The sequence below is a fragment of the Brachybacterium muris genome (assembly GCF_016907455.1).
GTDB lineage: Bacteria > Actinomycetota > Actinomycetes > Actinomycetales > Dermabacteraceae > Brachybacterium > Brachybacterium muris.
The window spans coordinates 740338-766045 of record NZ_JAFBCB010000001.1 but is presented as its reverse complement, the minus strand read 5'-3'; the positions used below and the strand labels follow the sequence as shown (position 1 = coordinate 766045).

Genomic DNA, 25708 nt, shown 5'->3' with positions numbered 1-25708 from the left:
CCAGGCCGCACCAATGCCACGCCATACCAATGCTCTGTACGCCATCGGGCTGCACAGGGAGGAACGCTCACGGGAGGTTCGAGATGACCACGCTGACCCTGGACCTGCCCGGGGCGATCGGCGCCGTCCGCGCCGCCGGCACACCCGAGCGCACGCTGAACCCGATCTACCGGGCCCTGCTGGTCGGCAAGACGAGTGGTTCCACAGCCGAGGCGATGGACGGCGCAGTGGAGGGCGCGGAACTGGACCTCCTGGTGCGCCAGATGACTGCCCCGGCGGTGATGGTGCTGGCAGTGGAGGCAGGCGGTCTCGCACACCGGGTGCGCGTGGGCATCCATGCCGACGTCGCCACGGTGGAGCACTCCGAGGGGCCCTCTGACGGGGATCCCGGCGCTTCGCGGTGGTCGGAGTGCGCTCTCGAGGACCTCCCGCGGCTGTTCGCCGACGTGCTGCCTGACGGCAGCGCTCTAGGGGCGCCGCCCCGTCTGACGGTGCAGAACAGGCCCGACACCCTTCGCTTGGATGCCGCCCAGCTCACGCACCTGCGAGAGCTGCTCATCACCGGGGCCGACGCCGAGACCGCTTTCTCCCGCCTCGATGGGCTGGACCCTCGCCTGCAGGACGCCCTCACCGCCCGCGGGGACCGCGCTTCCCTCAGCCTCACCCTCCACTCCCCCGATCCGGCCCGCCTGGCACAGCCGGTGACCATCGCACGGCTGTGGAACTGCGGGCAGCTGGGGATCTACCGCACCGACACCCCGGAACGCCCGCAGATCGAGGTGGTGGCGGTGGAGCCCGGTGACGTCCTGGGCACCGTGATCCCGCTGCTGGAGGAGTCGATCCGCTTCGCCTCCGGCCTGCCACCGACGCCCGGGGACGAGGACCCCGCAGGTACGAGCGGTGAGGGGGCCCGGTCATGAGCGGCTTCTACGGGATGGACACCCAGCAGGTGCGCGACCACAGCGCCGCCTGCCGCACCGGGATGAACCGCATCGAGGAGCTTCGCGGCGCACTCGACAGCGCTGTCACGTCCGTGACCTGGGAGGGACCGGACGCGGACAGCTTCCGGGACCAGTGGCTCCAGCTCTCCAGTGGGCGGATCAGCGGCCTGCTCGCCGAGCTCGAGGGCCAGGCCTCCCAGCTGGAGGGCGAGGCCGATCAGCAGGACGTGGTCTCTGACCGCGACGGCACCGAATCTGGTCCCGGCACCCGCCCCAGCACCATCCCTGACGCCCCCACGGACCGGATGGACCGCGGCTACCTCCACGAGGACAACCCGTGGATCCCGAACTGGTTGCAGAACCCGGCCGAGCAGCTGTTCTCCGATACGGCCGGGCTGATCAGCGATGGCATCGGCTGGGGCAGCGACCTCCTGATGGACGGCATCAGCACTATCGGTGACCGGCTGGGTCTGAACATGGACGGCTTCGACCAGTTCCGCCGTGACGGCGAGCACCTGCGGGACGTCATGACCGACTGGGCCACCGGTGAACGTGTCCCCACGATCTCTGAGGTGCTGGCGAGCACCGTCCTCACCGCGGGATCCGGTGGAGTGGCCGTCTACGAGGCGCTCACCGGTAACGACACCGCATTCCTCGACGACAGGCCCGGTGGGATCGTGCACGGCGTCGAGACCACCACCGGTCCCGTGCAAGGTCCACAGACTCTCCAGGATCTGATCCTGGAGAACAACCAACTTCGACTACCCAACCCCGGACAAGCGCCGCTGGAGTCCGGACAGGTCGGCATCCAGGAGGTCCACAACTCCCGGGGCGGGGATCCTGTCTACATCGTGCAAATACCTCCGACTGAGGGCGCAAAGCTGGAGACGTGGGACGCATGGGGAAGCCAAGGGAACTCCAGGGACTGGGCATCGAACCTGCGTCTGGTATCCGGGCAGCACCCTGCGGCGATGGACGATATCCAAGCGGCCATGGATGCAGCAGGTATCCCGCCTGGTTCGAACGTGATGCTGGTGGGTCATTCACAGGGAGGAATCGTGGGCAACGATCTCGCAGCCGACCCGATGTTCAACAACACTTCTGGCGATCCCGGGACGTACAACGTCACCCACGCCTTCTCCGCCGGCTCTCCGGTGCAGACCGTCGTCCCGGCGCAGTCGACCACACAATCGGTGAATGTCTCCCACCAGGCCGGCATCGGATGGAGTGGCGTCAGCGGTGACGGCATCGCCATGACGGATCTGGGCGGATTGCAACCAGGCGGCAGTCATTTGCAGGCACCCAACCGGCACGAGGTGTCATTACCGGGCTACGAGACCCCTTCGATCCATCCGGTTGCGATACTCGAGCAGAACCATAATTCCGTCGGGGTACGTGGCGAACCCGATCTCGGATATGCAGGAACCGTCGCACGGCACAGTGAGACGGACCCTGTGCTCAGTTCGTTGCAGAATGATCTGACCGGGGTCTATCTGGGTGACGGCACCTACGTCGCCGAGTCACATGTGGTGACCGTCGGGCGTGAGCACCGGTCCTGATCCGGCGAACCCAAGCACAGGCGCTGAACCAGCGGGAGTGCAAGGCAAATCAGGCCAAACCGTAGCGCGGGTACAGGCTGGCTGCGACGACGTAGTCGAGTCGATGGTCGTCAGTAGGGAACGCCGGGTCCAGCTCCAGCGGCGTGAACTCGGTGCCGTCGGGCATCCGTCCGGTGATGCCGCCGATGACCGTGTTGCTCTCGTCGAGCCCATGCAGGAGCGTGACCGCCTCCCGCATTGCCTCGTCGTACACAGCCAGACCAGCAGCGCTCGACTCAGCTTCGCAGTCCACCGTTCCGGCCACGAACTTCGAGAAGCTGCTGCTCGTGCCCGTGGTCAGATCCGCACCGGTCACACCATCGACGTCGAGCACTGCGTCCGTGATCAGCTCGGCACGGTCCTTCCGAAGAACTGAGCACCCGGTCAGCGCGGCGACTGCCAGTGCTGTCGCCCCGCCGAGGATTCCTCTTCTGCTCATCACCGCGCTTGCCTCCCTGCCCCGATGGCTTTGAGGGCCAGCATGCCACGCGCCTTCTGGCTGTCCAGAGCATCAGTCATGAAACTTGGGGCACAAGCTCAAAACTTGGGGCAGAAGCTCAACCCAGACCCGCTGAACAGACGGATCCGGTCAGTCCAGTGAGTATTCGTAGTCGTGGGAGCCACCGAATCTTGCTCTTGGGGACCGCCGATCGTGCCGACGGGGGCCAGTAGCCGCCGCGGTGGGGACCACTGGCTCCCGCCGGCATCGGGTCACTGGGGCAGTGCGGTGTGTTCTCGCATGTTCCTGTCGCCGGTGTCGATCCAGATTGTGTTGTGCACGATGCGGTCCATGATCGCATCGGCGTGGACTGCTCCACCGAGCCGGGCGTGCCAGTCCTTCTTCGGGTACTGGGTGCAGAACACGGTCGAGCCGGTGTCATAGCGGCGCTCGAGCAGTTCCAGCAGCATCGAACGCATTCCCTCGTCAGGATGGTCCAGCAGCCACTCGTCGATCACCAGCAGCGAGAACGTGGAGTACTTCCGCAGGAACTTCGTCTGGCCCTGCGGCTTGTCCTTTGCCAGGGCCCAGGCCTCTTCGAGGTCGGGCATTCGGATGTAGTGGGCTCGGAGCCGGTGCTGGCAGGCCTGCTTCGCCAGCGCGCAGCCGAGGTAGGACTTCCCTGAGCCGGTGAAGCCCTGGAAGACCACGTTCTGTTGCCGCTGGATGAAGGAGCAGGTTGCCAGTTGCGCGATCACGTTCCGGTTCAGTCCCCGTTCCTCGACCAGATCCAGCCGCCGCAGGTCCGCTCCGGGATAACGCAGCCCCGCCCGGCGGATCAGACCCTCGACCTTTCCATGATTGAAGATGGAATGCGCCTCGTCCACGATCAGCTGGAGCCGTTCCTGGAACGACATCCCCAGCACGTGAGCCTCATCCTGGGCATCGATCGCGTCCAGCAGCGCGGTCGCGCCCATCTCGCGCAGCTTCCGCTTCGTGTCGTTATCGATCACGCTCACCGGACACCTCCGGCGTAGTAGTCGGCGCCACGGACGTATCCGCCGTCTTCCGCGGGTTCCTCGCGGGGTGGACGCAGGGCGGCGACCTTGTCCTGCCCGGTGGCCAAGATCGGGTGCAGATGCGCATAGCGCGGTGAACGGACCCGTCCCGTCAGCGCGAGTGCGCAGGCCGCCTCGACCCGATCTACGGAGAAGCGGCGAGAGAGCCGTAGCACCGCCAACGCGGGATCCAGGCCCTGTTCCACGATCGGCACGGACTCGAAGATCCGCTGGATCACGATCACCGTGGCCGGCCCGACCCGATCTGCCCACGCCCGCACCCTCTGCGCGTCCCAGGCCTGGAAACGCTCGCCCGCAGGTAGGTCCGCGTCGTTGGTGCGGTACTCATTGCTCGCGGTCTCCGGGAGCAGCAGGTGACTGGTCAGTCGCTGGCTGCCCTGATAGATCTCCAGCGTCCGGGCCGTGATGCGCAGATCGACCTTCGCGCCGATGTGCGCGAACGGCGCGGAGTAGAAGTTCCGCGCGAACGTGACGTGCCCGTTCCTGCCCACTCGTCGTCCGTAGTGCCATGTCGAGATCTCGTAGGGCACCGCCGGCAGCGGCGTCAGCAGCGGCCGCTCCTCCGCGTCGAACACGCTGGCGCGGGATCCGGGCCGCTTCTGGAACGGCTCCGCGTTATAGGCCTCCATCCGCTGCCCGATGGCGGCTGCAAGTTCGGGCAGGGACGTGAATCGCTGATCCCGCAGCCCGGCGATGACCCAGGTCGCGACGTGCGCGACGGTGTTCTCCACGCTCGCCTTGTCTTTCGGTTTCCGCACCCTCCCCGGGAGCACCGCCGCCGAGTAATGCGCTGCCATCTCGCGATACGCATCGTTCAGGACGATCTCGCCCTCGCGGGGGTGCTTCACCACACCGGTCTTGAGGTTGTCCGGAACGATCCTCGGGACCGTCCCGCCCAGCGCCTCGAACATCGCTACGTGCGCTCGCAGCCAGGACTCCTGGCGCATATCCAGCGCCGGGAAGCAGAACGCGTAACGAGAAAAAGGCAGGCAGGCAACGAACAAGAACACCTTCGAGACCTCGCCGGTGACCGGATCGGCCAGCTCCATCGTGGGGCCGGACCAGTCGACCTCCACGCTCTGGCCGGCCTTGTGACCGACTCTCGAAGCGGCACCGGTGACCATGACGTGGTGCTGGTAGGTGCGGCAAAACCGGTCATACCCCATCGCCGGATCCCCAGCCGCCGTGGTCGCGTCGAAGTACTCGCCGTGCAACAGCTTCAGCGTCACGCCGACCCTGGCCATCTCTCGATGGACCTGTTCCCAGTCCGGCTGTGCGAACACGCTCTCGTGCTCGCCCCGGCCCGGGAACAACCGGGCATACACCTGCTCATCGGCGACGTCCGCGATATCGCCCCACCCGATCCCTGCAGCGTCAGCGGCCTCGAACACCGCCCTCACGGACTTGCGGGACATGCCCTGCGAGGACGAAATCGCTCGCCCCGACAGACCTTCTGCGCGCAGCTGGAGCACCAGCTTCGCCCTGATCTTCCGTACCATTCCAGATTGCTCCTTCCGCCGCGTGCCCTATACACACGGCGGAAGGAGCGTAGACAGAGCGGCCCCAACGACACCACTGGTGGTCCCGAACGACGCCACCGCTACGGCAGCGACGTGGCACCCGAACCCTCGATCAGCGGACCCCAGCGAGGCGAATATTCAGTCCAGTCCGTAGCGAGGAAAGAGGGATTCAGCGCTGACCAGTTCGAGTGGGAAATCTTCGGTGGGCATATCAGGGTCCAACTCAACCGCAGTGATCTCGGTACCGTCCGGCAGGCGCCCGTTGAGCCCGCCTACCTTGACCTCAGGTTCGTCGCGTTCATGTAACACCGGGACGGCGGTGCGCATTACCTCGTCGCACACCCGGAAGCGCTCAGCGGAGGATGCCGCGTCGATGTCGACCATTCCCACGACGTAGGTGTGAAAGCGATTGTCCCTCCCCGTCTTGAGCTTCGCGCCACTCACGCCATCGATGCTTGACACTTCCTCGGTGATCAGCTCGGCGCGATCCTTGCGGAGCACGGAGCATCCCGTGAGTGCCGCTGCGGCCAGCGCCCCCACGCCGCCGAGCATTCCTCGTCTGCTCATCACCGTGCTCTCCCCCAGTCCGATAGTCACCAGGGCCAGCATGCCACGGTGACCGTGCACGTCCCCAGGTGAGTGCGAGCTGGTTCGGACCGCCTACTCGCACACAAGGAGTGACACGACAGGAGGAGCGGCGATGACACCGAGGTGATTCACGAGATGTTCGATCCCGGACGGGCCATCGATGTCGCAGTCAGAGGCGTCATCTCCGATGGCACAGAGATCCCCGCCTACGAACTGCTCGGACACGAGGAACCCATGCCGACGACGATGTCCCACTACTACGAGCACTACGGGATCATCTGAGCACCGGCCAACGACCACTCGGTGTGGGGAACACCGACGCCGGGAACCGGCAGCCCGCGGGAAGCACGGGACAACGACGAACGGCGGGCCGGTGGGTCACCACCGGCCCGCCGTCGTGCGAGGGTCCCGTCAGGCCTTCGCGACCGACACCGTCACCGACCCTCCGGCGACCTTCTCGGCCGCCGCGTGCGCGCCCTCGGCAGGAGCAGCGGGGACCTGCACCTCGGTGGCCAGCACCTCGCCGGCCACCAGCTCGCGGTGCGCGGCCACTGCCTCCACCACCTGCGCGTCACCGTCCACGGTGAGGCGGATGCGGTCCGAGACGTCCAGCCCCGCGTCGCGGCGGGCCGCCTGGATGGCGCGCACCACGTCGCGGGCGGTGCCCTCGGCCTCCAGCGCCGGGGTGACCCGGGTGTCCAGCACCAGGAAGTCACCGCCGCGCAGCACACCGACGGCCCGGCCCTCCAGCGCCGCGGACTCCCCTGCCACCAGGTCCAGGGTGTACTCGCCCTCGGCCAGCTCCAGGCCACCGGCAGTGACGGTGCCGTCCTCGGCCACGGACCAGTCACCGGACTTCGCGCCCTTGATGGCCTGCTGCACCTGCTTGCCCAGGCGCGGGCCGGCGGCGCGGGCGTTGACGGACAGCCGCTGCTCCACGCCCATGCCCTGCGCCTCCTCGCTGGTGACGTCCAGCAGGCGCACGGCCTTGACGTTCAGCTCGTCGCGCAGGATCGAGACGAAGGGCTCCAGGGCGCCCGGCTCGGCGTGGACCACGGTCAGCTCCGCCAGCGGCAGGCGGGCCCGCAGGCCCTCCTTCTTCCGCAGCGCGTTGCCGGCGCTGGCCACCTCACGCACATCGTCCATGAAGGCGATCAGCGCATCGGCCTGCTCCCCCGCCGGGAACTGCGAGGCATCCGGCCAGTCCTCCAGGTGCACGGAACGGCCACCGGTGAGCTGCTTCCAGATCTCCTCGGAGACCATCGGCAGCAGCGGGGCCGCCACCCGGCACAGCGTCTCCAGGCAGGTGGAGAGCACGTCGATCGCTGTCTCGTCGCCCTCCCAGAAGCGGTCGCGGGAGCGGCGCACGTACCAGTTGGTGAGCATGTCCAGGTAGGACTGGATCGAGGCCGCGGCATCGGCGATCGCCAGGTCCGTCATCTGCTCACGCACCTCGCGCACCAGGCGACTGGTGCGGGCCAGCAGGTAGCGGTCCATCACGTCGTCGGACTCGTAGCGCGCCTGCCCCCGATAGCCGGTGGGGCGGCCGTTCTCGTCCTTCGCGCCGGCGGCGTTGGCGTACATGCCCAGGAAGTACCAGACGTTCCACAGCGGCAGCACCGTCTGCCGCACGGCGTCGCGGATCTGCGGCTCGGCCACGATCAGGTTGCCGCCGCGCAGGATCGGCGAGCTCATCAGGTACCAGCGCATCGCGTCGGCGCCGTACTTGTCGAACATCTCGCGCACGTCGGGGTAGTTGCGGCGGGACTTCGACATCTTCTCGCCGTCATCGCCCAGCACGATGCCGTGGCAGATCACGCTGGAGAACGCGGGCCTGTCGAAGAGGGACGTGGCCAGCACGTGCATCACGTAGAACCAGCCGCGGGTCTGCCCGATGTACTCCACGATGAAGTCGGCCGGGTTGTGGCTCTCGAACCACTCGGTGTTCTCGAAGGGGTAGTGCACCTGCGCGAACGGCATGGAGCCGGAGTCGAACCACACGTCGAACACGTCGGTGACGCGGCGCATGGTGGATTTCCCGGTCGGGTCGTCGGGGTTGGGGCGGGTGAGCTCGTCGATGTAGGGGCGGTGCAGGTTCACCTCGCCGTTCTCGTCCAGCGGGAGGCGCCCGAAGGCTTCCTCCAGCTCGGCGAGGGACCCGTACACGTCGATGCGCGGGTGGTTGGGGTCATCGCTCTTCCACACCGGGATCGGGGAGCCCCAGAAGCGGTTGCGGGAGATCGCCCAGTCCCGCGAGCCCTCCAGCCACTTGCCGAACTGGCCGTGCTTGACGTTGCCCGGCACCCAGGTGATCTGCTCGTTCAGGCGCAGCAGGTCATCGTGCATGTCGGCGACCTTGATGAACCACGAGCCCACCGCCTTGTAGATCAGCGGGTTCCGGCAGCGCCAGCAGTGCGGGTAGGAGTGTTCGTAGCTGGCCTCGCGCAGCAGGCGCCCGTCGGCCTTCAGGGTGCGGATGATGGGGCGGTTGGCCTCGAACACCTGCAGCCCGGCGATGGCGTCCAGGGCGGTGCCGCGGAACAGGTCCAGGAACTGGGCGCCCTCGTCCACCGAGACGATCACCGGGATCCCGTAGGAGGCGTTGACCTTCTGGTCCTCCTCACCGTAGGCGGTGGCCTGGTGGACCACGCCCGTGCCGTCCTCGGTGGAGACGTAGTCCGCCACCGTCACGATCCACGCGTTCTGGGTGCCCCAGCGCTCGCGGTCGGCGGAGTACACGTCCCACAGCGGCTGGTAGGTGACGTACTCCAGCTCGGCACCGGTGAAGGTGCGCTGCTCGACGGCGGCCTGGGCGGCCTCGGCATCCGCGTAGCCCAGCAGAGCGGCGTGGGCGCCCAGCAGTTCGGCGGCCAGGAGGTAGCGGGCCTCGCCGGCAGCGGCGCCGTCGGCCGCGCCCTCGGGCCCGGCCGGGACCACCACGTAGGTGACCTCGGGGCCGACGGCCAGGGAGAAGTTGGTGGGCAGGGTCCACGGGGTGGTGGTCCAGGCCACCGCCCGCACACCCTCGATGCCCAGTTCGGTGGCCTTGTCCCCGGTGAAGGGGAAGGTGACGGTCACCGAGGGGTCCTGGCGCATCTGGTAGACGTCGTCGTCCATCCGCAGCTCGTGGGAGCTCAGCGGGGTCTGGTCCTTCCAGCAGTACGGCAGCACCGAGTAGCCCTCGTAGGCGCGGTCCTTGTCGTACAGGGTCTTGAAGGCCCACAGCACGGACTCCATGAAGGTGGGGTCCAGGGTCTTGTAGTCGTTCTCGAAGTCCACCCAGCGGGCCTGCCGCTCGACGTACTCCTCCCAGTCCTTGGTGTACTTCAGCACCGAGCCCTGGGCGGCGGCGTTGAACTGGCCGATGCCCATCTGCTCGATCTCGTGCTTCTCGGTCATGCCCAGCTCCCGCATGGCCTCCAGCTCGGCGGGCAGCCCGTGGGTGTCCCAGCCGAAGCGGCGGTCCACCTTCTGCCCGCACATGGTGCGGAAGCGCGGCACCACGTCCTTGACGAACCCGGTGAGCAGGTGCCCGTAGTGCGGCAGGCCGTTGGCGAAGGGCGGGCCGTCGTAGAACACGTACTCGTCGGCGCCCTCGCGCTGGGCAATGGAGGCCCGGAAGGTGTCGTCGCCGCGCCAGAAGGCGAGGATGCGCTCCTCGAGCTCGGGCAGGTTCGGTGAGGGGACAAGGGCGTCTGAGGTGACCGGGTAGACCATGGGGGACCTCCGAGTGGTGGCGGACTGCGGCTGTGCTGTCCGAGGACGCCGGCGCCCGGGGGCGACATGCGCGGTACCACCTCGGTTGACCCTCGTGCCGGCCAGCCGGTGCGGGGGATCCCCTTGTTCCTCAGCTGTGACGGGCTGGTCCCGGCGGGTTCTACTGAGCCGACGTCCCCGCTGCGGCTCAGGGCCGACGGAGGTGCTGGCTGTTCTTCCCGCGGCTCTCCGGTGATGGCCGGGTCGATGCCGATGCGGCCAGTGTAGTCAGCCACCGGCGGCAGGCGGAACCGGTGCGGTCAGCGCACGGCAGTGGGATCGGCCTCATTGGCGGGGGCATTCCTGGGCGGTTCTCCCCCGCCAGGCCACAAGTTCCCGGTAGCGCTCCCAGGCGCCGGGAACGGCCAGGACCACACCGGCGCTGTCCTCGGCGAGCGGGTCGACCTGCAGGCGGCGCCCCTCCGGATCGGTCCAGTCCGCAAGGAGCTGATCGAGCCGGGTGAGGTCCATCCACGGGGTGAGCTCGACGTACTGACCGCTGCTGCGGGGGTCCCGTGCTCGGTCCAGTGCAGCCGGAACAGGTCCGTGCACTGGTGGTGGTCGGCGCGGGGTACCAGGTGCCCGTCCTCGTCCACGAGCTCCTGGAGCACCACGTCCTCGATGCCGGCGGCGCCGTCGCTCAGCTTCTGTCCCAGCAGCAGGAACTGGTCGTACGGCGGCAGGACCTCGCCCTCGGCGGGGATCCAGTCGCACAGCCCTTCGGCATGCAGCACGTCGCGGGCGAAGCCGAGGGGTTCGTCTGCGGCGATGCGCAGCTTCGGATCTGCCAGGATCAGATCGGGCGTGAGTGTGCGAGGCCTGCGGCCGGTGAGCAGCCCTGACTGCTCCATCGCCACCCACGGGGCCCTCACGACCTCGGCGCGTTCATCCGGGCGGTCTGCTCCGTCGGGGCTGGCGGTTGCGGCGCCCGCACCTGGTGCGCCATCTGTCCCGTCACCAAGGAGAGCGGGCTGCGATAGGGGTGCCCGGAGCGCCTCGAGGGCCTGCTTCGCCCACTGGCGGTAGCGCTTCCTGGTCGCGACGTCCCTCTCGTCGGTCTCGGGCCCGATGACCATCTTCACGATGATGCGGCGGGCCCGGTAGTAGGAGAGGGTCGCTTCGATGGCGGGGGCGGTATCCGCCGCGTGCACCAGGACGGCGGTATCCAGGAGTCCGTACGGGGGCCGGGTGCGCGTGGTGTCCTGCTGGGTGTGGCGGCGCAGGCCGGCGCTGAGGCGCGGGGCGAGGGAGGGACCCAGTCGGGCAAGGAGCGCGAGGTGGTCGTCGTTGATGGACGTGGCGATCTGCGCCAGGTCCTCGTACGGCAGCCGCTCCAGTGCCTCGTGATCGTCGAACAGGGCCGCGAGCAGCGCAGCGGCCCCGGCGGCGCGTGTTCGCGCGGTGTCCTCCTCGAAGGGGATGGAACCGGGGAAAAGGGTTCCTGCAGGCGACATGGGGGCGGCCTCGCACACCTCGCGAAGCACTGCGGCTGTTGCCGTGGGCGATGCACGCAGCGCGTGGACCAGCGCAGGGGTGAGGTCTGCACGGCGGAGGTCGCATATTTGGCGGGCCACCTGGGGAGGCAGGCGCGGCTCGGGCGTGCTCATGCACCCAGAGCAGGTGTAACGGCGCTCACGGGGCGAGAGGGGTCCTGTCACCGCGCCGGGCGGGCGTGACATCCTGGGGGATGCGCCGGGCCCGAACCGTTGGCCCGTGCTGTTGATCCACCGAGGAGCGAGCATGTCCCTGTTCGGAGAACCGTTCACCGCCAAGTGCCTGAAGTCCGGCATCACGGTCGAGGTCGCAGAGGGCCAATCGCTGCTGCAGGCCCTGTTGGACGCCGGCATCTCGATGGACTACTCCTGCGAGGGCGGCGTGTGCGGCACCTGCATGGTCCCGCTGGTCAGCGGTGAGGTGGAGCACCTGGACGAGTTCCTCATGGACGACGAGAAGGACTCCAACATGATCACGTGCGTCTCCCGCGGCGAGGGCGAGATCGAGATCGACGTCTGAGTTCGAGGGTGACACCGTTCGGTGCGCACCCGCCGATGCTAGTCGGGGCGTTCTCCCTCGCGCCTGCTCGTCGGTTCGCGTGGTCACCGGGCCTGTCAGGCCAACGTGGCACATGATCGTGTATCAGTCCCGATGGGACTGGTGCATGGATGGGTGAGAGCTGATCTGGCTTGCCAGTAGTGGACCACGAGTCAGATAGACACACACGCCTCGGGATCATTGCGATATTCCTGAATATTCACGATCTCACCGGTCTCAAAGATGTATGCCTCGTTTGATGTGAGTGCTGGTAGGCGGTCGGGAACCCACTCCACCCGGAAGGTCACTCCATCTTCGTCGCCCTGGGCAAAGATCTGCAATTCCTGACCCACGTCATAAACCCCTTGCGACGACTCAAAATTATATGCTGCGAGTGCAATCACTGGAGCGGAAGTATCGACCGGATGGGTTCCACTCCATACTTCATCCCCGCCCTCCAAGTAGACCGAAAACGACACTCTCGGGGGCAGACATATGGGATTGACCATGTAGATTACACCCCTCTCCGCATAAGCAGCTACATCAACGGGCTGCACCCCGATGGGCACACAACCAGAAAGGAATAACACCGCCATGGAGAATAGAACGTGAACTAGACTGGCAATATTTCTTAGTATCATTTCGCCCCAAGGATTCCCCAGACACAGCACCGCCATCGGGCACCTCCAGCCACTCGCAGCACCCTCGCTGCTCCACCCCTCCGAGGCCGGAGATTGAGCACAGTATGCGCCCACCCAGACTCCCGCCATATAACAGTGAGATCACGATCTGCTCAGGCCCAGATCGCTGGGTTCAGCAGAAGCCAAGGGGAAAGCGTGAGCAGGGCTCAGAGCCGCGGCCCGGCCACCGTCCAGCTGAGGGCGACGATGCCCAGTGCGGTGCCAGCGGCGATGATCAACAGCGGCAACGGCAGTGCCGGGCCGGCGATCAGCACCCACATCAGCAGCAGGGCAGCGAGCCCCAGGAGCACCGCGAACAGCACGGGGCGGCCCGTGGCCGGCTTCCGAGAGATGCGGCGGGCGGGGGCAGAGTCCTGATCATGCTGAGTCAGCGTCGTCATCTCCGCTCCTTGCTCGATGGTGCAGGGCGGCGAGGGATCGCCGCTGCATGACTCCATCGTGTCGCGGATCCCCGGCGACTGCATCCCGCCCTGGGTGTAGTCGTCCCTGACTTTGGTATGGGGTGGGCCCATGGCTTCCCCATACGGCAAAGCCCGGTCAAATCACCTTTAGCCTCGAGATTTCACGGGGGTGTGGTCTCGCCCGACGGACGGCATAAAGAAAGGTGCTCCTGGCCTGGGATGATACGGGGTGTTGAGTCTCGTAATCCCTGGCCGGAAGGAGCACCTTTCAGGTGTCCCACCCTACCCTCGATGTTTCATCGGGCTGGTGAGCGGGGACGGTCGGCGTCGTTGCCAGTGTTGAGTTGCTGATTCTGGCATTCGGGTATGACAGATCGTCGCAGTGTCCGTTGCGGGCGGTCGGGTTCCACTCCCGAGAAGAGGAGCTGCTGGTCGTAGGGGCGGGTGGTCTCGCCGGGTTAGCCTCGGGCTTTCATAGTTGAGGTGTCCGAGGGGCGGGTCGTGATGGGTGAAGGTGCTCCTGAGCTGGAAGAATAGGGCTTGTCTAGAGTCCAGTTCATCGCAGTCCAAGGAGCACCTTCAGGGTGAATACTACCGGGTTGTATCCACGTCCTCAGGTTGATGTCGCACCGGTGCCCGCCGTCGGTCAAGCAGGCGGGATCCTGCTGACTCAGACGCTGCGGGCGACGGGCCTGACCACCGAGCTGTCCAGAGCGCTGGTGCCGTGGAGGAAGCAGTTCGCGCGGCACGACCCAGGAAAGATCCTCACCGATCTTGCGCTCATGTTGGCGGTCGGTGGGGACTGCTTGGCTGACGTCGCGACGCTGCGGGCGGAACCGGCGGTGTATGGGCCTGTGGCCTCGGATCCGACGATCTCCCGCCTGCTCACCGCCTTGGCGGCTGACGTCGACAAGGCCGAGAGCGCGATCAGCACGGCCCGCCGGAAAGCCCGCAAGAACGCCTGGGCTGAGGCCGGGCATCACGCCCCCAATGCGAACGCAACGGCGAAGAACCCACTGGTCATCGACCTGGACGCATCGCTGGTGACGTCCCATAGCGAGAAAGAGTTCGCGAGGCCAACGTTCAAGAAGGGCTTCGGATTCCACCCGCTGCTCGCGTTCGTTGACCACGGCGCGGGCGGGTCCGGGGAGATGCTGACCTGCCTCTTGCGTCCCGGGAATGCTGGCTCGAACACCGCAGCCGATCACAAGCAGGTGATCGCCGACGCGCTGGCCCAGGTCGGGATGGGATCCCGGCCGGGGAAGAAGGTGCTGGTCCGGATCGACGGAGCCGGCGGCACGAAGAAGACGCTGCAGGAATTGGTGAAGCGGCGGGTCTCGTACTCGGTCGGATTCACCCTGCCCGCGAACACGCCGGAGCTGTTCCGCTTGATCCCCAAGCACGTCTGGGAGCCTGCCTACAACTCCGACGGCGACGTCCGGGGCGGCGCGGATGTCGCCGAACTGACCGGGCTGCTCGACCTCGACGAGGACTGGCCAAAGGGGATGCGCGTCATCGTCCGCCGCGAACGTCCCCATCCCGGGGCGCTGAATATTCGCCTCGCTGGGGTCCGCTGATCGAGGGTTCGGGTGCCACGTCGCTGCCGTAGCGGTGGCGTCGTTCGGGACCACCAGTGGTGTCGTTGGGGCCGCTCTGTCTACGCTCCTTCCGCCGTGTGTATAGGGCACGCGGCGGAAGGAGCAATCTGGAATGGTACGGAAGATCAGGGCGAAGCTGGTGCTCCAGCTGCGCGCAGAAGGTCTGTCGGGGCGAGCGATTTCGTCCTCGCAGGGCATGTCCCGCAAGTCCGTGAGGGCGGTGTTCGAGGCCGCTGACGCTGCAGGGATCGGGTGGGGCGATATCGCGGACGTCGCCGATGAGCAGGTGTATGCCCGGTTGTTCCCGGGCCGGGGCGAGCACGAGAGCGTGTTCGCACAGCCGGACTGGGAACAGGTCCATCGAGAGATGGCCAGGGTCGGCGTGACGCTGAAGCTGTTGCACGGCGAGTACTTCGACGCGACCACGGCGGCTGGGGATCCGGCGATGGGGTATGACCGGTTTTGCCGCACCTACCAGCACCACGTCATGGTCACCGGTGCCGCTTCGAGAGTCGGTCACAAGGCCGGCCAGAGCGTGGAGGTCGACTGGTCCGGCCCCACGATGGAGCTGGCCGATCCGGTCACCGGCGAGGTCTCGAAGGTGTTCTTGTTCGTTGCCTGCCTGCCTTTTTCTCGTTACGCGTTCTGCTTCCCGGCGCTGGATATGCGCCAGGAGTCCTGGCTGCGAGCGCACGTAGCGATGTTCGAGGCGCTGGGCGGGACGGTCCCGAGGATCGTTCCGGACAACCTCAAGACCGGTGTGGTGAAGCACCCCCGCGAGGGCGAGATCGTCCTGAACGATGCGTATCGCGAGATGGCAGCGCATTACTCGGCGGCGGTGCTCCCGGGGAGGGTGCGGAAACCGAAAGACAAGGCGAGCGTGGAGAACACCGTCGCGCACGTCGCGACCTGGGTCATCGCCGGGCTGCGGGATCAGCGATTCACGTCCCTGCCCGAACTTGCAGCCGCCATCGGGCAGCGGATGGAGGCCTATAACGCGGAGCCGTTCCAGAAGCGGCCCGGATCCCGCGCCAGCGTGTTCGACGCGGAGGAGCGGCCGCTGCTGACGCCGCTGCCGGCGGTGCCCTACGAGATCTCGACATGGCACTACGGACGACGAGTGGGCAGGAACGGGCACGTCACGTTCGCGCGGAACTTCTACTCCGCGCCGTTCGCGCACATCGGCGCGAAGGTCGATCTGCGCATCACGGCCCGGACGCTGGAGATCTATCAGGGCAGCCAGCGACTGACCAGTCACCTGCTGCTCCCGGAGACCGCGAGCAATGAGTACCGCACCAACGACGCGGACCTACCTGCGGGCGAGCGTTTCCAGGCCTGGGACGCGCAGAGGGTGCGGGCGTGGGCAGATCGGGTCGGGCCGGCCACGGTGATCGTGATCCAGCGGATCTTCGAGTCCGTGCCGATCGTGGAACAGGGCCTGGATCCCGCGTTGGCGGTGCTACGGCTCTCTCGCCGCTTCTCCGTAGATCGGGTCGAGGCGGCCTGCGCACTCGCGCTGACGGGACGGGTCCGTTCACCGCGCTATGCGCATCTGCACCCGATCTTGGCCACCGGGCAGGACAAGGTCGCCGCCCTGCGTCCACCCCGCGAGGAACCCGCGGAAGACGGCGGATACGTCCGTGGCGCCGACTACTACGCCGGAGGTGTCCGGTGAGCGTGATCGATAACGACACGAAGCGGAAGCTGCGCGAGATGGGCGCGACCGCGCTGCTGGACGCGATCGATGCCCAGGATGAGGCTCACGTGCTGGGGATGTCGTTCCAGGAACGGCTCCAGCTGATCGTGGACGAGGCGCATTCCATCTTCAATCATGGAAAGGTCGAGGGTCTGATCCGCCGGGCGGGGCTGCGTTATCCCGGAGCGGACCTGCGGCGGCTGGATCTGGTCGAGGAACGGGGACTGAACCGGAACGTGATCGCGCAACTGGCAACCTGCTCCTTCATCCAGCGGCAACAGAACGTGGTCTTCCAGGGCTTCACCGGCTCAGGGAAGTCCTACCTCGGCTGCGCGCTGGCGAAGCAGGCCTGCCAGCACCGGCTCCGAGCCCACTACATCCGAATGCCCGACCTCGAAGAGGCCTGGGCCCTGGCAAAGGACAAGCCGCAGGGCCAGACGAAGTTCCTGCGGAAGTACTCCACGTTCTCGCTGCTGGTGATCGACGAGTGGCTGCTGGACCATCCTGACGAGGGAATGCGTTCGATGCTGCTGGAACTGCTCGAGCGCCGCTATGACACCGGCTCGACCGTGTTCTGCACCCAGTACCCGAAGAAGGACTGGCACGCCCGGCTCGGTGGAGCAGTCCACGCCGATGCGATCATGGACCGCATCGTGCACAACACAATCTGGATCGACACCGGCGACAGGAACATGCGAGAACACACCGCACTGCCCCAGTGACCCGATGCCGGCGGGAGCCAGTGGTCCCCACCGCGGCGGCTACTGGCCCCCGTCGGCACGATCGGCGGTCCCCAAGAGCAAGATTCGGTGGCTCCCACGACTACGAATACTCAGCGCAGCTGCGGTTCGATGACATCGACGGCTACCGGCTCACCGCGTTCGCCACCAACACCACCACGGGCCAGCTCGCGGACCTCGAGATCCGTCACCGTCGCCGTGCCCGCTGCGAGGACCGGATCCGGGCCGCGAAAGACGCAGGCTTACGGAACCTGCCACTGAAGACCTTCGCCCAGAACCGGATCTGGTGCCAGATCGTTGCACTGGCCAGCGAGATCACTGCCTGGATGGGGCTGCTCGGCTACGCCGACCAGCCCGCCCGGCGGTGGGAGCCCAAACGTTTGCGCCACCGCTTGTTCCAGGTCCCCGCGACCATCGCTAGGCATGCCCGGCAGCGGGTCCTGCATCTCTCGGACCGGTCACGCTGGGCCCGGATCGTCCTGGCAGGCCACGCCCGCCTCACCGGCCTCCCCGCCCCCGCCGGATAGCTCCCGGCCCCGTCGCTGACCGCACTCCCCAAGGACCCTGGCACCGGAACGCCCGACCACCGCGACCGACACGCGGCGGACCGTCACACCCTCTTGCCAGAATCAGCTACGGACATCGGCCTCGACGCCCGACGCTGCCGCTCAGCAGCACCGTGAAAGATCGAGGCTAGCCCCGCGACCCTGGGGAAGTTCACCGAGCAACTCTGGGGAAAATCGATGAGCGCCATCACCGGATCCGCACCGCCAAGGACATGGGTCTTGCGACGTTCCCCCTCCAGGGCTTCGCGCAGAACCAGATCTGGTGCCAGATCATCCAACTCGCCTCCGAGCTCGTCGCCTGGATGCAGACCATCGCACTGACCAGTACTGATGCAAGGAAATGGGAGCCCAAACGCCTCCGCGCACGCCTATTCGAGATCCCTGCGACCCTGCTCCGCCGCGCCCGGCACAAGGTCCTCCACCTCGCCCAGCACGCCCCGGAAGCGCTCACCGTCCTGACCGGCGTCAACCGGCTCCGCACCACCGTCGCGCAGACATGACCCCGCGGCTTCACCCGTCCCTACAACCCCCAGCACCACCCCTCGGGAGTGGAACCCGGGCCGCCCGCAATGGACACTGCGACGATCCGTCACACCCAGATGCCAGAATCAGCAGCTGAACACCGGCAACGACGCCCACCGCCCCCGCTCACAACCCCCATGAAACATCGAGGCTATATGCAAACTAGCAAGCCTGCCCTTAGGACCGTGTACTGGATTATCGCGAGGCCCGCTAGGACGAACGTTCGGGGGTTAAACACTCCACTCCTACGCGAACGCTTTTTCTGCTGCGTAGATGGCTCCCTAACAGCAATCGACTCCTCTTCGGGCTTACTGATCTGCAAGGACGCCAACCACAACACGGTTAAAACGATGAGAACCGAGACGAGTAAATCCTTCTCGTTAAAAGTACTCTTTATAGAACGCCACCCAGCCGCAGGCCTCCAGCGCCCATCCTCGTCAAACATCCTCAGGAAAACCTGGTACATCAGCACAACCTCTACAAAGGCTATAAGTAAAGCATTTCTGACGCGACTTGCAGGCTCCCCCTTGCGTCCACTCCAAGCACGGAAAGCCTGCTCCACGGGGTTTAAATAGTTTGAGCGCGGCAGGAACAGCAAGGCAATGTAGGCGACAGCCAGAAACGCCAGTAACCAAAGGAATATCAACTCAAAATCACTCAGATTCATCGTGCAAATCTTCTTGAGACATCAATTCCCGATACTGACCGGCCTGCCGCAGCGGCCCCTAGTGCTAGGTAGCTGGCATTTCTTGCTCTACCCCTCTCCTTGTATGATCTTTGGTACCTACTACCGTAAAGTCTAATTTTACTTTTTATGCCCGTCGGGCGCGCTCCAGCCCGCCGCCCGGAGAAGGTTGACTTTTTGAACTTTATTCGAGCGAACTTAAACGCCCTGTGCGTGCGCGGCACCCGGAGGGACGGTATGGCAACGGACGCCACATCGATAAGAGATTCGACAGCAAACTGATTGCGCGATAGTTCGCCCCGCTTATATCTTCCGTAGTTGCGGTGAATGCTAATCCCCGCTGAAATGGCTGCCGCAGCGAGGCAGATAGAAGCGGCGGCGGTGACGCATAACCCAAACGCCGCGGCGCCCGCGATTGCTGATCTGTTCTTCCACGCCCACTTCCCAGCTTTCTTCAACCATCCTTTCCTTCCGTCGATGTCGGAGGAGTTGATGGGGTCGGTGGGGTAGTTGTAGGCGGTGGCGTTTCCACCGGGTTCGGGATCGATGCTGGTGAACGCTCCGATTGCTCGGTTGTAGAACCGTACGCCCATGAGGGTGAGGTTCGCGGTCTCAGGGGTGGTGGAGCGTTCTTTGGCGCCGAGCCATCCGTAGCCGGCACTGGTGGCAACGGTGGTGGTCTGGGCCGGGTCGATGGGGGTGCCGTATTCGGTGTAGCTGGACCATCCGGTGATACCCGTGGCAGGTGCTTCCGCGGGGGTGCCGGCGGGGATGGGGATGGTGGTCGTTATGTCGCCGTGGATGTTGGGGAGCATGAGGGAGACACCGCCGTCGGTGGCGATGGTCGCGCCGAGGTCACCGCTGATCGAGCCCGTATACCGCAGCGTCTCCACGCTCCCGTCGGGGAGCTTGGTCTCGATCCACGACGGGTTGTCGGAGGAGTCCGTGTAGTGCCTCGTGACCGTGGTCGTATCCCCGCCCGTGACGCTGGTCTGGGCCAGGCGACGCTTCGCGACATCCAGGGTAAAGGTCGTGGTGGTGCCTGCTTGGGTGACTTTCTGGGGGAGGTCGTTGTCGAAGTACCCCAGCGTGATCGCCCCGCCGTCGGGGTTCGGGGCGTGCGCGGCGGGGATCGTGGTCTGCCGCCCGAGCGGGTCGTAGACGTACCCGCCGGTGAGGCGGTCCGCGGCATCGTAGGTGAGGGACTGGTTGGTACCGGCGATGGTGGCACCGGTGGGGGTGCCATCAGCGCGGACCGTCTCGATGAGGGTCTTCCGTGCCCCGTTCGGGGTGAAGGTGTACTCCCGGGTCGTGTACGGGGAAACGGTGCTATCAGGGAGGGGGGTGCCGGTGAGGTCTTCGACCTTCGCCAGGTGCCCGGCCTTGTCGTAGGTGTGCCGGTGGTCGAACGCCACCGGATTCCCTCCTGCTGCGTCGATAGGTTCTTCTGTGCCGGGGTCTTCGAGGCCGGCGGTGGTGGCGATCGCGGACGCGAACGTGGTGGTGTCGGTGCGGACCCGGCCAAGGACATCATTGGTCTGGGACCAGGCGATCCACGGACCCGCCGTCACGGCCCCACTATCGCGGTCGGTGATCTGCCCGGAGTACACCAGGCCGATTTCTTCGCCCGCTTCGTCGGTGAAGTGGGTGGTGGTGATACCGCCGGGCAGTTTCTCCGTGGTCATCGCCCCGTCGGCGTCATACGCCGCCGCATAGGTGAGTTGCTCGGTGCCGGTGCGGGTGACCTGCTGCCCGGTGACCACGCCTCTGCGTTCGGGTTTGCCGTTGGCGTCGGTGCCGTTGTACGTGAAGGCGGTGGTGCCCTTCGGATCGGTCACCGAGACCACCCGAGCCGCCGTGTCATAGGTAGTGGTGGACTTCTCCCCGGCCTGGTTCGTGTACGCGGTCTGCTTGCCCCAGGAGTCGTAGGTGAACGTCTCCTTCACCGTCCCGATCCCGGTGTTCAGCGGGTTGGAGACTCCGACGGCATCCACCAGGCCCGTGACCGGGTTGTACTGCGTGAAGATCGGGTCGGTCGCTACTGAGCCGGTGACGCCGCCGGTGGAGGTCTTGGTCCAGATCGCGCGGCCAGCGAGGTCATACCGCACCTCGCTGGTGCGGGTCGCGGAACCGGAGGTCTCCACGGTGGTGGTGGGGGCGAGCCAGAAGTCATACCCGGTGACCTTCGTTGACGGCATCGGTGTCCCAGCCGGCTGCCCGGCAGGGAGGACCCGGCAGACCTCCCCGGCCCACGCTTTGGCCTGGTCGGTGGCCCCGCAGGAGGCATCCTCGGTGTTCGCCGTGGCGGTGTAGTAGATCGTCCGGGTGGTCCCCGCATCGGCCCCGTTGGAGGATGGTTGGCGGGTCTCGATGACCTTCCCCCGGGCATCGAAGCGCTGCTTCACCGTGTGCCCGGCCGCGTTCGTCACCGACGTGGGGACACCGAGAACCCAGCCCGAGGTCGGATCCGTAGCAGGCTTCTGATCGATGGGGTTGTAACCGTTGGTGGTGCGGGCGATCTCCTCCACCACCTGTGTACCCTCCGCGTTTGTACCGACAGCGCTGGTGACCACGGTGGTCGCCAACGAGTACGGGGCACCAGTTGCGGGGTTGATGCCGGAGTTGGGGGCACCCTCGTCATACAGGGTCTGCATATGGGGGCGGGCCCGCAGCTCGGTCACTCCGTCGGCGAGCATCACAGTGCGGGCCGGCCCGTACGTGTCCGTGACGATCGACCCTGCGGGCAGGATGACGACCCCGTCCGCGTTCTTCTGCTCGGTGTTGTAGAAGGTCTGGGTGGACAGATCATTGATCTGACCTTCCCCCAGGGCGGGGTCTGTTTTCGCTGTCTGGATGGCGCCGGCGTCCAGCTCGCGGACCACATTGCCCTTCGTGTCGTAGCGGGTGGCGGTGATCTGCCAGTCCCCTGCGCCGTAAGCGGCAGTGTTGATGGTGTACGCCTCAGCGTTCACATACTGCACACTCGCGTACTGCAGATCCGCTGCTGGCAGATCCCTGCCCACCAGCACCTGGACGGGGTGATCGGAGTCGAACACCGCATACCCGGCAACGGGCTTCTGGGCGGCATACTCAGGGGTGTCTGCCTCGTCCTTCACCCACGAGCTGATGCCCTGGTCCGACAGGTCCGGCAGCCCGGCTCCACTGACCGGCACGTCGTAGACGATCGAGGCGATCTGCACATCCGCCGCGCCACTGGTCTGGCCACCCCGCTTCACGTTCCTCACCACCATCGTGGGGATGCTCGTATCCGGGTTCGCGGCGTAGGTGACCTTGTACGGGGCAAGCCCCGAGGGGGTGATCGACGCGATCCGAGTCGATGTGCCATCCCAGGTGTACGTGGTCGAGAGGTTCGACCGGGCATCCGTGACCGTGCTGAGCCGGGAGAGGGTGTCGTAGGTGTAGGTGGTGACCGGTCTCGTCTCCATCTGCTTGGTGGCCGCGTTGTACAGGACCGCGCTCACCTTCGACAGTCGCTTGGCCTGCTTCCCGTCCGGGTCGGTGACAGTGATGTAGGCAAGGTCGATCGCCCGGCACCCCGCCGGCAACGCACCGCTGGGTACGCACGCATCCTGATCCAGCCCGTCCGGGGCAGGAGCAACGATCCTGGTGACCAGACCGGTGGCCGGGTCATGCCCGAACCGCGTCTGGCCTGCCTCACCGGGTTCGGCGATCGCGGACGGCCGCCACTGGAGGTTCTTCGAACTGCCCCCGGCGACCGGGGCGAACGTGGTCGCAGTCCCGTCGTCCTCTCGCACCACCAGCGTCGGCGCAGCCGCCGTACCGGTGAGCTCCGCACTCACACCAGACAGCGCCGTGTCCTCCGTACCGGGCTGGAGGACAGCGGGCACGGGTGTGCCGGTCTTGCCGGTGGGGTTGACGAACACCAGCGGCTCGCCCTCCGCATCGACCAGGGCGATCGACCCATCACTCATCCGCTGATCGATCACGTCCAGGCCCGCAAGGCCCACCGCGGAATCACCCTCGAGGTTCGCGACAAACCCCGGCCCGAACACACCCGTGACCGGATCCACTGGCCACGCCTTCACATCCCCCGTCCCGGTGTAGGACAGGTGGGAGCGGGAGATGCTGATATCGGACCCGTAACCGGGGACGCTCACATCGGTGGCTGTGGTCTGGAACTCGCCCGTGTACAGGGCGACCTGCCCCGCCTCCACATCCGCCGTGGGATACCCACCGCCGAACGCATGCGGCACCCGCACCAACGTCGTCGGCCGGGTCGCATCCGTGCACAACGGCTGAGTGATCCCCGTGTACGTGAAGCACACCCTGAACTCCATCCGCACCGGGCCCCGCGAGGTGTTCCCCGCCGCCGCCAGGGCCGTACCGGCATCGAACGTGCTCGTGTACTCCAGGGGTTTGCTCGCCGTCCCGCTCACGGTCGCTGCTGTCCCCGCGTTCGTCCAGGCGTCAGTGGTGCCGGCCAGGCGCCACTGCTGCTGCGCCACCACCGACTGCGAGGACGAGGTGACAGGCGGTGCCCCAGCCTTGACCGCGAACGTGCCATTGCTGGCCGCCAACGGCAGCGGATGCGTCACCGACGGGCCACCCCACCCCGCAGTGAACTCCACCGGTACCGACGCCATCGTGGAGGCCGACGAGACCCGCACCCGCACTCGATGCGTGCCCTCTGTGAACGAGATCGCAGGCAGGGACACGGTGCGCGGCCCCGGCGCGACCGGGATCAGCGTCTCGACCATGGCCCCATCAACCATGTACCGCACCGTCACCGGTGAGTTGTTCGACAACGCCTGACTGATCACCACCTGGCACGACAACGACGCCGCCGGCTTCACCTGCGACCACGATCCGTTGCCCACATTGCACGAGACCTGAGGGGCCGCCGGCGCGACCTGCGCCGTCAGCACCTTCTTCCAACCCGACCAGCCGCCGTTCCACAGACCCAGCTCGTCCGCGACCGCGGCCCGCACATACAAGGTCCGATTGTCCGAAAGGTCCGCCGGCAGCGTGCACGACAGCGTCGACCCCGATGCCCCCAGCGGCGTATCGCACTCGGTCACCAACGTCGACGCGGTAGCGGTCATCGAGGTGTGCACCTCGATATTCGCCTTCACCCGGTTGCCATCGGGATCCGTGGCCGTGGTCGAGACCACCGGCCGCTTCTTCCACACATACGACTGCGAGTTGTAAGTGCCGGTGCTGGCCACCACCGGCACCGTCGCCAGATTCGGCTTGCGGTCATAGGTGAACGTGATCGACGGAGGCGTGGTCGACTCCATCGACCCGAACCGCTTCCACCCCAGCACATCCGTCTCCGAGGCAGCCTTGATCGCCAACGTCACCGATGCCGCAGCGTTGCCCGACCAGGACTGCGCCAAACTGGTGATCGGGATATTCACCCACCCCGCCGCACACGACGAATTCGCGCCCTTCGCGACCGTCACCGACCCAAACCGCGACCCCAGCGCCGGCTGATTGCTCCACCGGGTCGCCGAGGACACGCTCCCCGAGTTCCACACCTCCACCGCCCGCGGCGTACACGAGTACGACCACGTCTCATACAGGTTCAACGTCGCCGACATGATCTTCACGTTCTTGAACGACGTGTTCGAGAACGTCAGGAACGAACGAGCCTTGTTCGTCCCGTCATACGTGCCGACCTTCAACTCCTGCTCACTGGAACGATCCGTAGAGATGTTCGACTGCACGAACGCATCAAACGTCGGCCGCGCCGTCGCCGAGGCATACACCGGATCCACCGTCACCGGGAACACCCGGCCCTCATCCAAAAGCCAGCCACCATCCACACTCAACCGCAGCGTCACCCGCCCAGCGTCCTGACCCACCAGCGCCACCGTGACCGGAACATGATTCACATGCTCCCGAGACTTCGCATCCACCTGCGCATCCCACGCAAGCGGCGCCTCGAACCGCGAGACCACCTCACCCGCGCCGTTGACGAACTCGATGCGCTCCCCGGCCACCTCCCTCGCCGTCAGATCCTCCGACACCACCAGCGGCACATCCCACGACACGCGCCCACCCGTCACCGGCACCGGCGCCGGAACCCCGCCGTCACCAGCATCCCCACCGCCGTCGCTGGCATCCCCACCCCCGTCACTCGCCCCCGGCGCGGCCTGACCCGTATACCCCAGCAGGGCCTCCCGATCCGCAATCACGAACGACTGCTCAAACCCATCCCGCGTCGCATGGACCACCAGATCAATCCCCGGCCACGCCCCCCGATACGTCGCCGCATCCCCCGCAAGCACCGGCTCCGAAAGCTCCCCCTCCCACGCCACCGCCACCTGCGCACCCTCGCCCGCGCCCATCGACGCCACCGGCGCAGGAACCGCCGGGGTCCCCTCCACCGAACCCGCCAGCACCACCGGATCCGGGACCGCCACCGGGGCGATCGACCCATCCGCCCGCTCTTCGAGCGTCGTATCGAACTCCTGCCAGGCCCCCTCGGCGTCCTGGAACCGCACCGGCGCCGCATGCTGCGTCGTCGTCACCGTCCCATCCGGATTCACCCACGTCGTCGAAGACTCCGTCCGCTCCCCCGTCACCTCCACCCGCTCACCCGTAGCCCGCGCCTGCACCACCGCCGACGGGAAATCCACACTCAACGGCGCCACCGGCACCGACACCTCCGGGGCCGGATCATCCACCGGCGGATCCTCCGCCCACGCCCGCTGGGGAGGCAACCCCGTCACCACCAGTGCCGCTACCAGGCCCGAGGCGACAACCCCCCCAGGTACCGACGGAACCAACCACCCGCAACAGACACAGCACCCGCCATCGGGCACCTCCAGCCACTCGCAGCACCCTCGCTGCTCCACCCCTC

At 66.5% G+C, this 25708-nt stretch carries 18 protein-coding genes and 2 pseudogenes; 9 read left to right on the top strand and 11 right to left on the bottom strand.

All coding sequences use genetic code 11. The annotated features are described in order from the left end of the window. Positions 1-83 precede the first annotated feature (83 nt). Positions 84-920, top strand: a complete 837-nt coding sequence (locus tag JOD52_RS03545) for a hypothetical protein (protein ID WP_017822831.1) — start codon at positions 84-86, stop codon at positions 918-920. Next, positions 917-2500, top strand: a complete 1584-nt coding sequence (locus tag JOD52_RS03540) for a WXG100 family type VII secretion target (RefSeq protein WP_204408811.1) — start codon at positions 917-919, stop codon at positions 2498-2500. The genes JOD52_RS03545 and JOD52_RS03540 overlap by 4 nt, the downstream gene beginning before the upstream one ends. 49 nt (positions 2501-2549) lie before the next feature. Here JOD52_RS03540 and JOD52_RS03535 read toward each other — a convergent pair whose 3' ends face one another. The 5 genes from JOD52_RS03535 to JOD52_RS03515 form a co-directional block, all read right to left on the bottom strand. Beyond that, positions 2550-2873 (bottom strand): hypothetical protein, encoded by a 324-nt coding sequence (locus tag JOD52_RS03535; protein ID WP_017822833.1) that lies wholly within the window; start codon positions 2871-2873, stop codon positions 2550-2552. 223 nt (positions 2874-3096) lie between these two features. Further along, entirely contained in the window at positions 3097-3246 is a 150-nt protein-coding gene (locus tag JOD52_RS03530; RefSeq protein ID WP_204408810.1) for a hypothetical protein, read from the bottom strand. A gap of 4 nt (positions 3247-3250) precedes the next feature. Further along, entirely contained in the window at positions 3251-3997 is a 747-nt protein-coding gene (locus JOD52_RS03525) for an ATP-binding protein (protein WP_338124028.1), read from the bottom strand. Beyond that, the gene (gene istA, locus JOD52_RS03520; protein ID WP_204408388.1) at positions 3994-5556 is read right to left on the bottom strand and encodes an IS21 family transposase; all 1563 of its coding nucleotides are present in this window, start codon (positions 5554-5556) and stop codon (positions 3994-3996) included. Before istA (JOD52_RS03520) ends, JOD52_RS03525 begins: the two co-directional genes overlap by 4 nt. 159 nt (positions 5557-5715) lie before the next feature. Continuing rightward, positions 5716-6174: a hypothetical protein gene (locus tag JOD52_RS03515; protein WP_150108307.1), complete on the bottom strand. Its 459-nt coding sequence runs from the start codon at positions 6172-6174 to the stop codon at positions 5716-5718. A 126-nt stretch (positions 6175-6300) separates the two neighbouring features. Between JOD52_RS03515 and JOD52_RS03510 the strand changes: the two genes are divergently transcribed. Continuing rightward, positions 6301-6447 (top strand): ubiquitin family protein, encoded by a 147-nt coding sequence (locus tag JOD52_RS03510; protein WP_190271808.1) that lies wholly within the window; start codon positions 6301-6303, stop codon positions 6445-6447. Between the two features lie 129 nt (positions 6448-6576). Here the strand turns inward: JOD52_RS03510 and ileS are convergent, their stop codons facing one another. Continuing rightward, the gene (ileS, locus tag JOD52_RS03505; RefSeq protein WP_204408809.1) at positions 6577-9882 is read right to left on the bottom strand and encodes an isoleucine--tRNA ligase; all 3306 of its coding nucleotides are present in this window, start codon (positions 9880-9882) and stop codon (positions 6577-6579) included. A 299-nt stretch (positions 9883-10181) separates the two neighbouring features. After that, positions 10182-11528: a hypothetical protein gene (locus JOD52_RS03500; RefSeq protein WP_204408808.1), complete on the bottom strand. Its 1347-nt coding sequence runs from the start codon at positions 11526-11528 to the stop codon at positions 10182-10184. Positions 11529-11661: 133 nt separating this feature from the next. On the opposite strand from JOD52_RS03500, the gene JOD52_RS03495 reads away from it, so the two are divergent. Continuing rightward, entirely contained in the window at positions 11662-11934 is a 273-nt protein-coding gene (locus JOD52_RS03495; RefSeq protein ID WP_193865429.1) for a 2Fe-2S iron-sulfur cluster-binding protein, read from the top strand. A gap of 191 nt (positions 11935-12125) precedes the next feature. On the opposite strand, the gene JOD52_RS03490 is transcribed toward JOD52_RS03495, so the two are convergent. Both JOD52_RS03490 and JOD52_RS03485 read right to left on the bottom strand, forming a co-directional pair. Then, positions 12126-12629 carry a hypothetical protein gene (locus JOD52_RS03490; protein WP_204408807.1) on the bottom strand — a complete coding sequence of 168 codons (504 nt, stop codon included), beginning with the start codon at positions 12627-12629 and terminating at the stop codon, positions 12126-12128. A gap of 170 nt (positions 12630-12799) precedes the next feature. After that, positions 12800-13033 (bottom strand): hypothetical protein, encoded by a 234-nt coding sequence (locus tag JOD52_RS03485; RefSeq protein WP_204408806.1) that lies wholly within the window; start codon positions 13031-13033, stop codon positions 12800-12802. Positions 13034-13638: 605 nt separating this feature from the next. On the opposite strand from JOD52_RS03485, the pseudogene JOD52_RS03480 reads away from it, so the two are divergent. The 5 genes and pseudogenes from JOD52_RS03480 to JOD52_RS03460 form a co-directional block, all read left to right on the top strand. Beyond that, positions 13639-14601: pseudogene (locus JOD52_RS03480) on the top strand (IS1380 family transposase); the annotation flags it as partial. 163 nt (positions 14602-14764) lie between these two features. After that, a complete protein-coding gene (gene istA / locus JOD52_RS03475; protein ID WP_204408388.1) occupies positions 14765-16327 on the top strand; it encodes an IS21 family transposase in 1563 nt (520 codons plus the stop codon). Continuing rightward, positions 16324-17070 carry an ATP-binding protein gene (locus JOD52_RS03470; RefSeq protein ID WP_338124028.1) on the top strand — a complete coding sequence of 249 codons (747 nt, stop codon included), beginning with the start codon at positions 16324-16326 and terminating at the stop codon, positions 17068-17070. Before istA (JOD52_RS03475) ends, JOD52_RS03470 begins: the two co-directional genes overlap by 4 nt. After that, the gene (locus tag JOD52_RS03465) at positions 17067-17615 is read left to right on the top strand and encodes a transposase (protein ID WP_338124045.1); all 549 of its coding nucleotides are present in this window, start codon (positions 17067-17069) and stop codon (positions 17613-17615) included. Before JOD52_RS03470 ends, JOD52_RS03465 begins: the two co-directional genes overlap by 4 nt. A 230-nt stretch (positions 17616-17845) precedes the next feature. Next, positions 17846-18154: pseudogene (locus JOD52_RS03460) on the top strand (transposase); the annotation flags it as partial. A 173-nt stretch (positions 18155-18327) separates the two neighbouring features. Here JOD52_RS03460 and JOD52_RS03455 read toward each other — a convergent pair. Both JOD52_RS03455 and JOD52_RS03450 read right to left on the bottom strand, forming a co-directional pair. Continuing rightward, positions 18328-18843: a hypothetical protein gene (locus JOD52_RS03455; protein WP_150108309.1), complete on the bottom strand. Its 516-nt coding sequence runs from the start codon at positions 18841-18843 to the stop codon at positions 18328-18330. Next, positions 18840-25532, bottom strand: coding sequence for a DNRLRE domain-containing protein (locus JOD52_RS03450; protein WP_204408804.1), 6693 nt, complete (start codon positions 25530-25532; stop codon positions 18840-18842). Before JOD52_RS03450 ends, JOD52_RS03455 begins: the two co-directional genes overlap by 4 nt. Positions 25533-25708 lie beyond the last annotated feature (176 nt).

Bases quoted from the DNA above. Each gene is read 5' to 3' on its own strand.
- JOD52_RS03545 (WP_017822831.1), top strand. From the start codon at position 84: ATGACCACGCTGACCCTGGACCTGCCCGGGGCGATCGGCGCCGTCCGC.
- JOD52_RS03540 (WP_204408811.1), top strand. From the start codon at position 917: ATGAGCGGCTTCTACGGGATGGACACCCAGCAGGTGCGCGACCACAGC.
- JOD52_RS03530 (WP_204408810.1), bottom strand. From the start codon at position 3,246: ATGCCGGCGGGAGCCAGTGGTCCCCACCGCGGCGGCTACTGGCCCCCG.
- istA (WP_204408388.1), bottom strand. From the start codon at position 5,556: ATGGTACGGAAGATCAGGGCGAAGCTGGTGCTCCAGCTGCGCGCAGAA.
- JOD52_RS03510 (WP_190271808.1), top strand. From the start codon at position 6,301: ATGTTCGATCCCGGACGGGCCATCGATGTCGCAGTCAGAGGCGTCATC.
- ileS (WP_204408809.1), bottom strand. From the start codon at position 9,882: ATGGTCTACCCGGTCACCTCAGACGCCCTTGTCCCCTCACCGAACCTG.
- JOD52_RS03500 (WP_204408808.1), bottom strand. From the start codon at position 11,528: ATGAGCACGCCCGAGCCGCGCCTGCCTCCCCAGGTGGCCCGCCAAATA.
- JOD52_RS03495 (WP_193865429.1), top strand. From the start codon at position 11,662: ATGTCCCTGTTCGGAGAACCGTTCACCGCCAAGTGCCTGAAGTCCGGC.
- JOD52_RS03490 (WP_204408807.1), bottom strand. From the start codon at position 12,629: ATGGCGGTGCTGTGTCTGGGGAATCCTTGGGGCGAAATGATACTAAGA.
- JOD52_RS03485 (WP_204408806.1), bottom strand. From the start codon at position 13,033: ATGACGACGCTGACTCAGCATGATCAGGACTCTGCCCCCGCCCGCCGC.
- istA (WP_204408388.1), top strand. From the start codon at position 14,765: ATGGTACGGAAGATCAGGGCGAAGCTGGTGCTCCAGCTGCGCGCAGAA.
- JOD52_RS03455 (WP_150108309.1), bottom strand. From the start codon at position 18,843: ATGAATCTGAGTGATTTTGAGTTGATATTCCTTTGGTTACTGGCGTTT.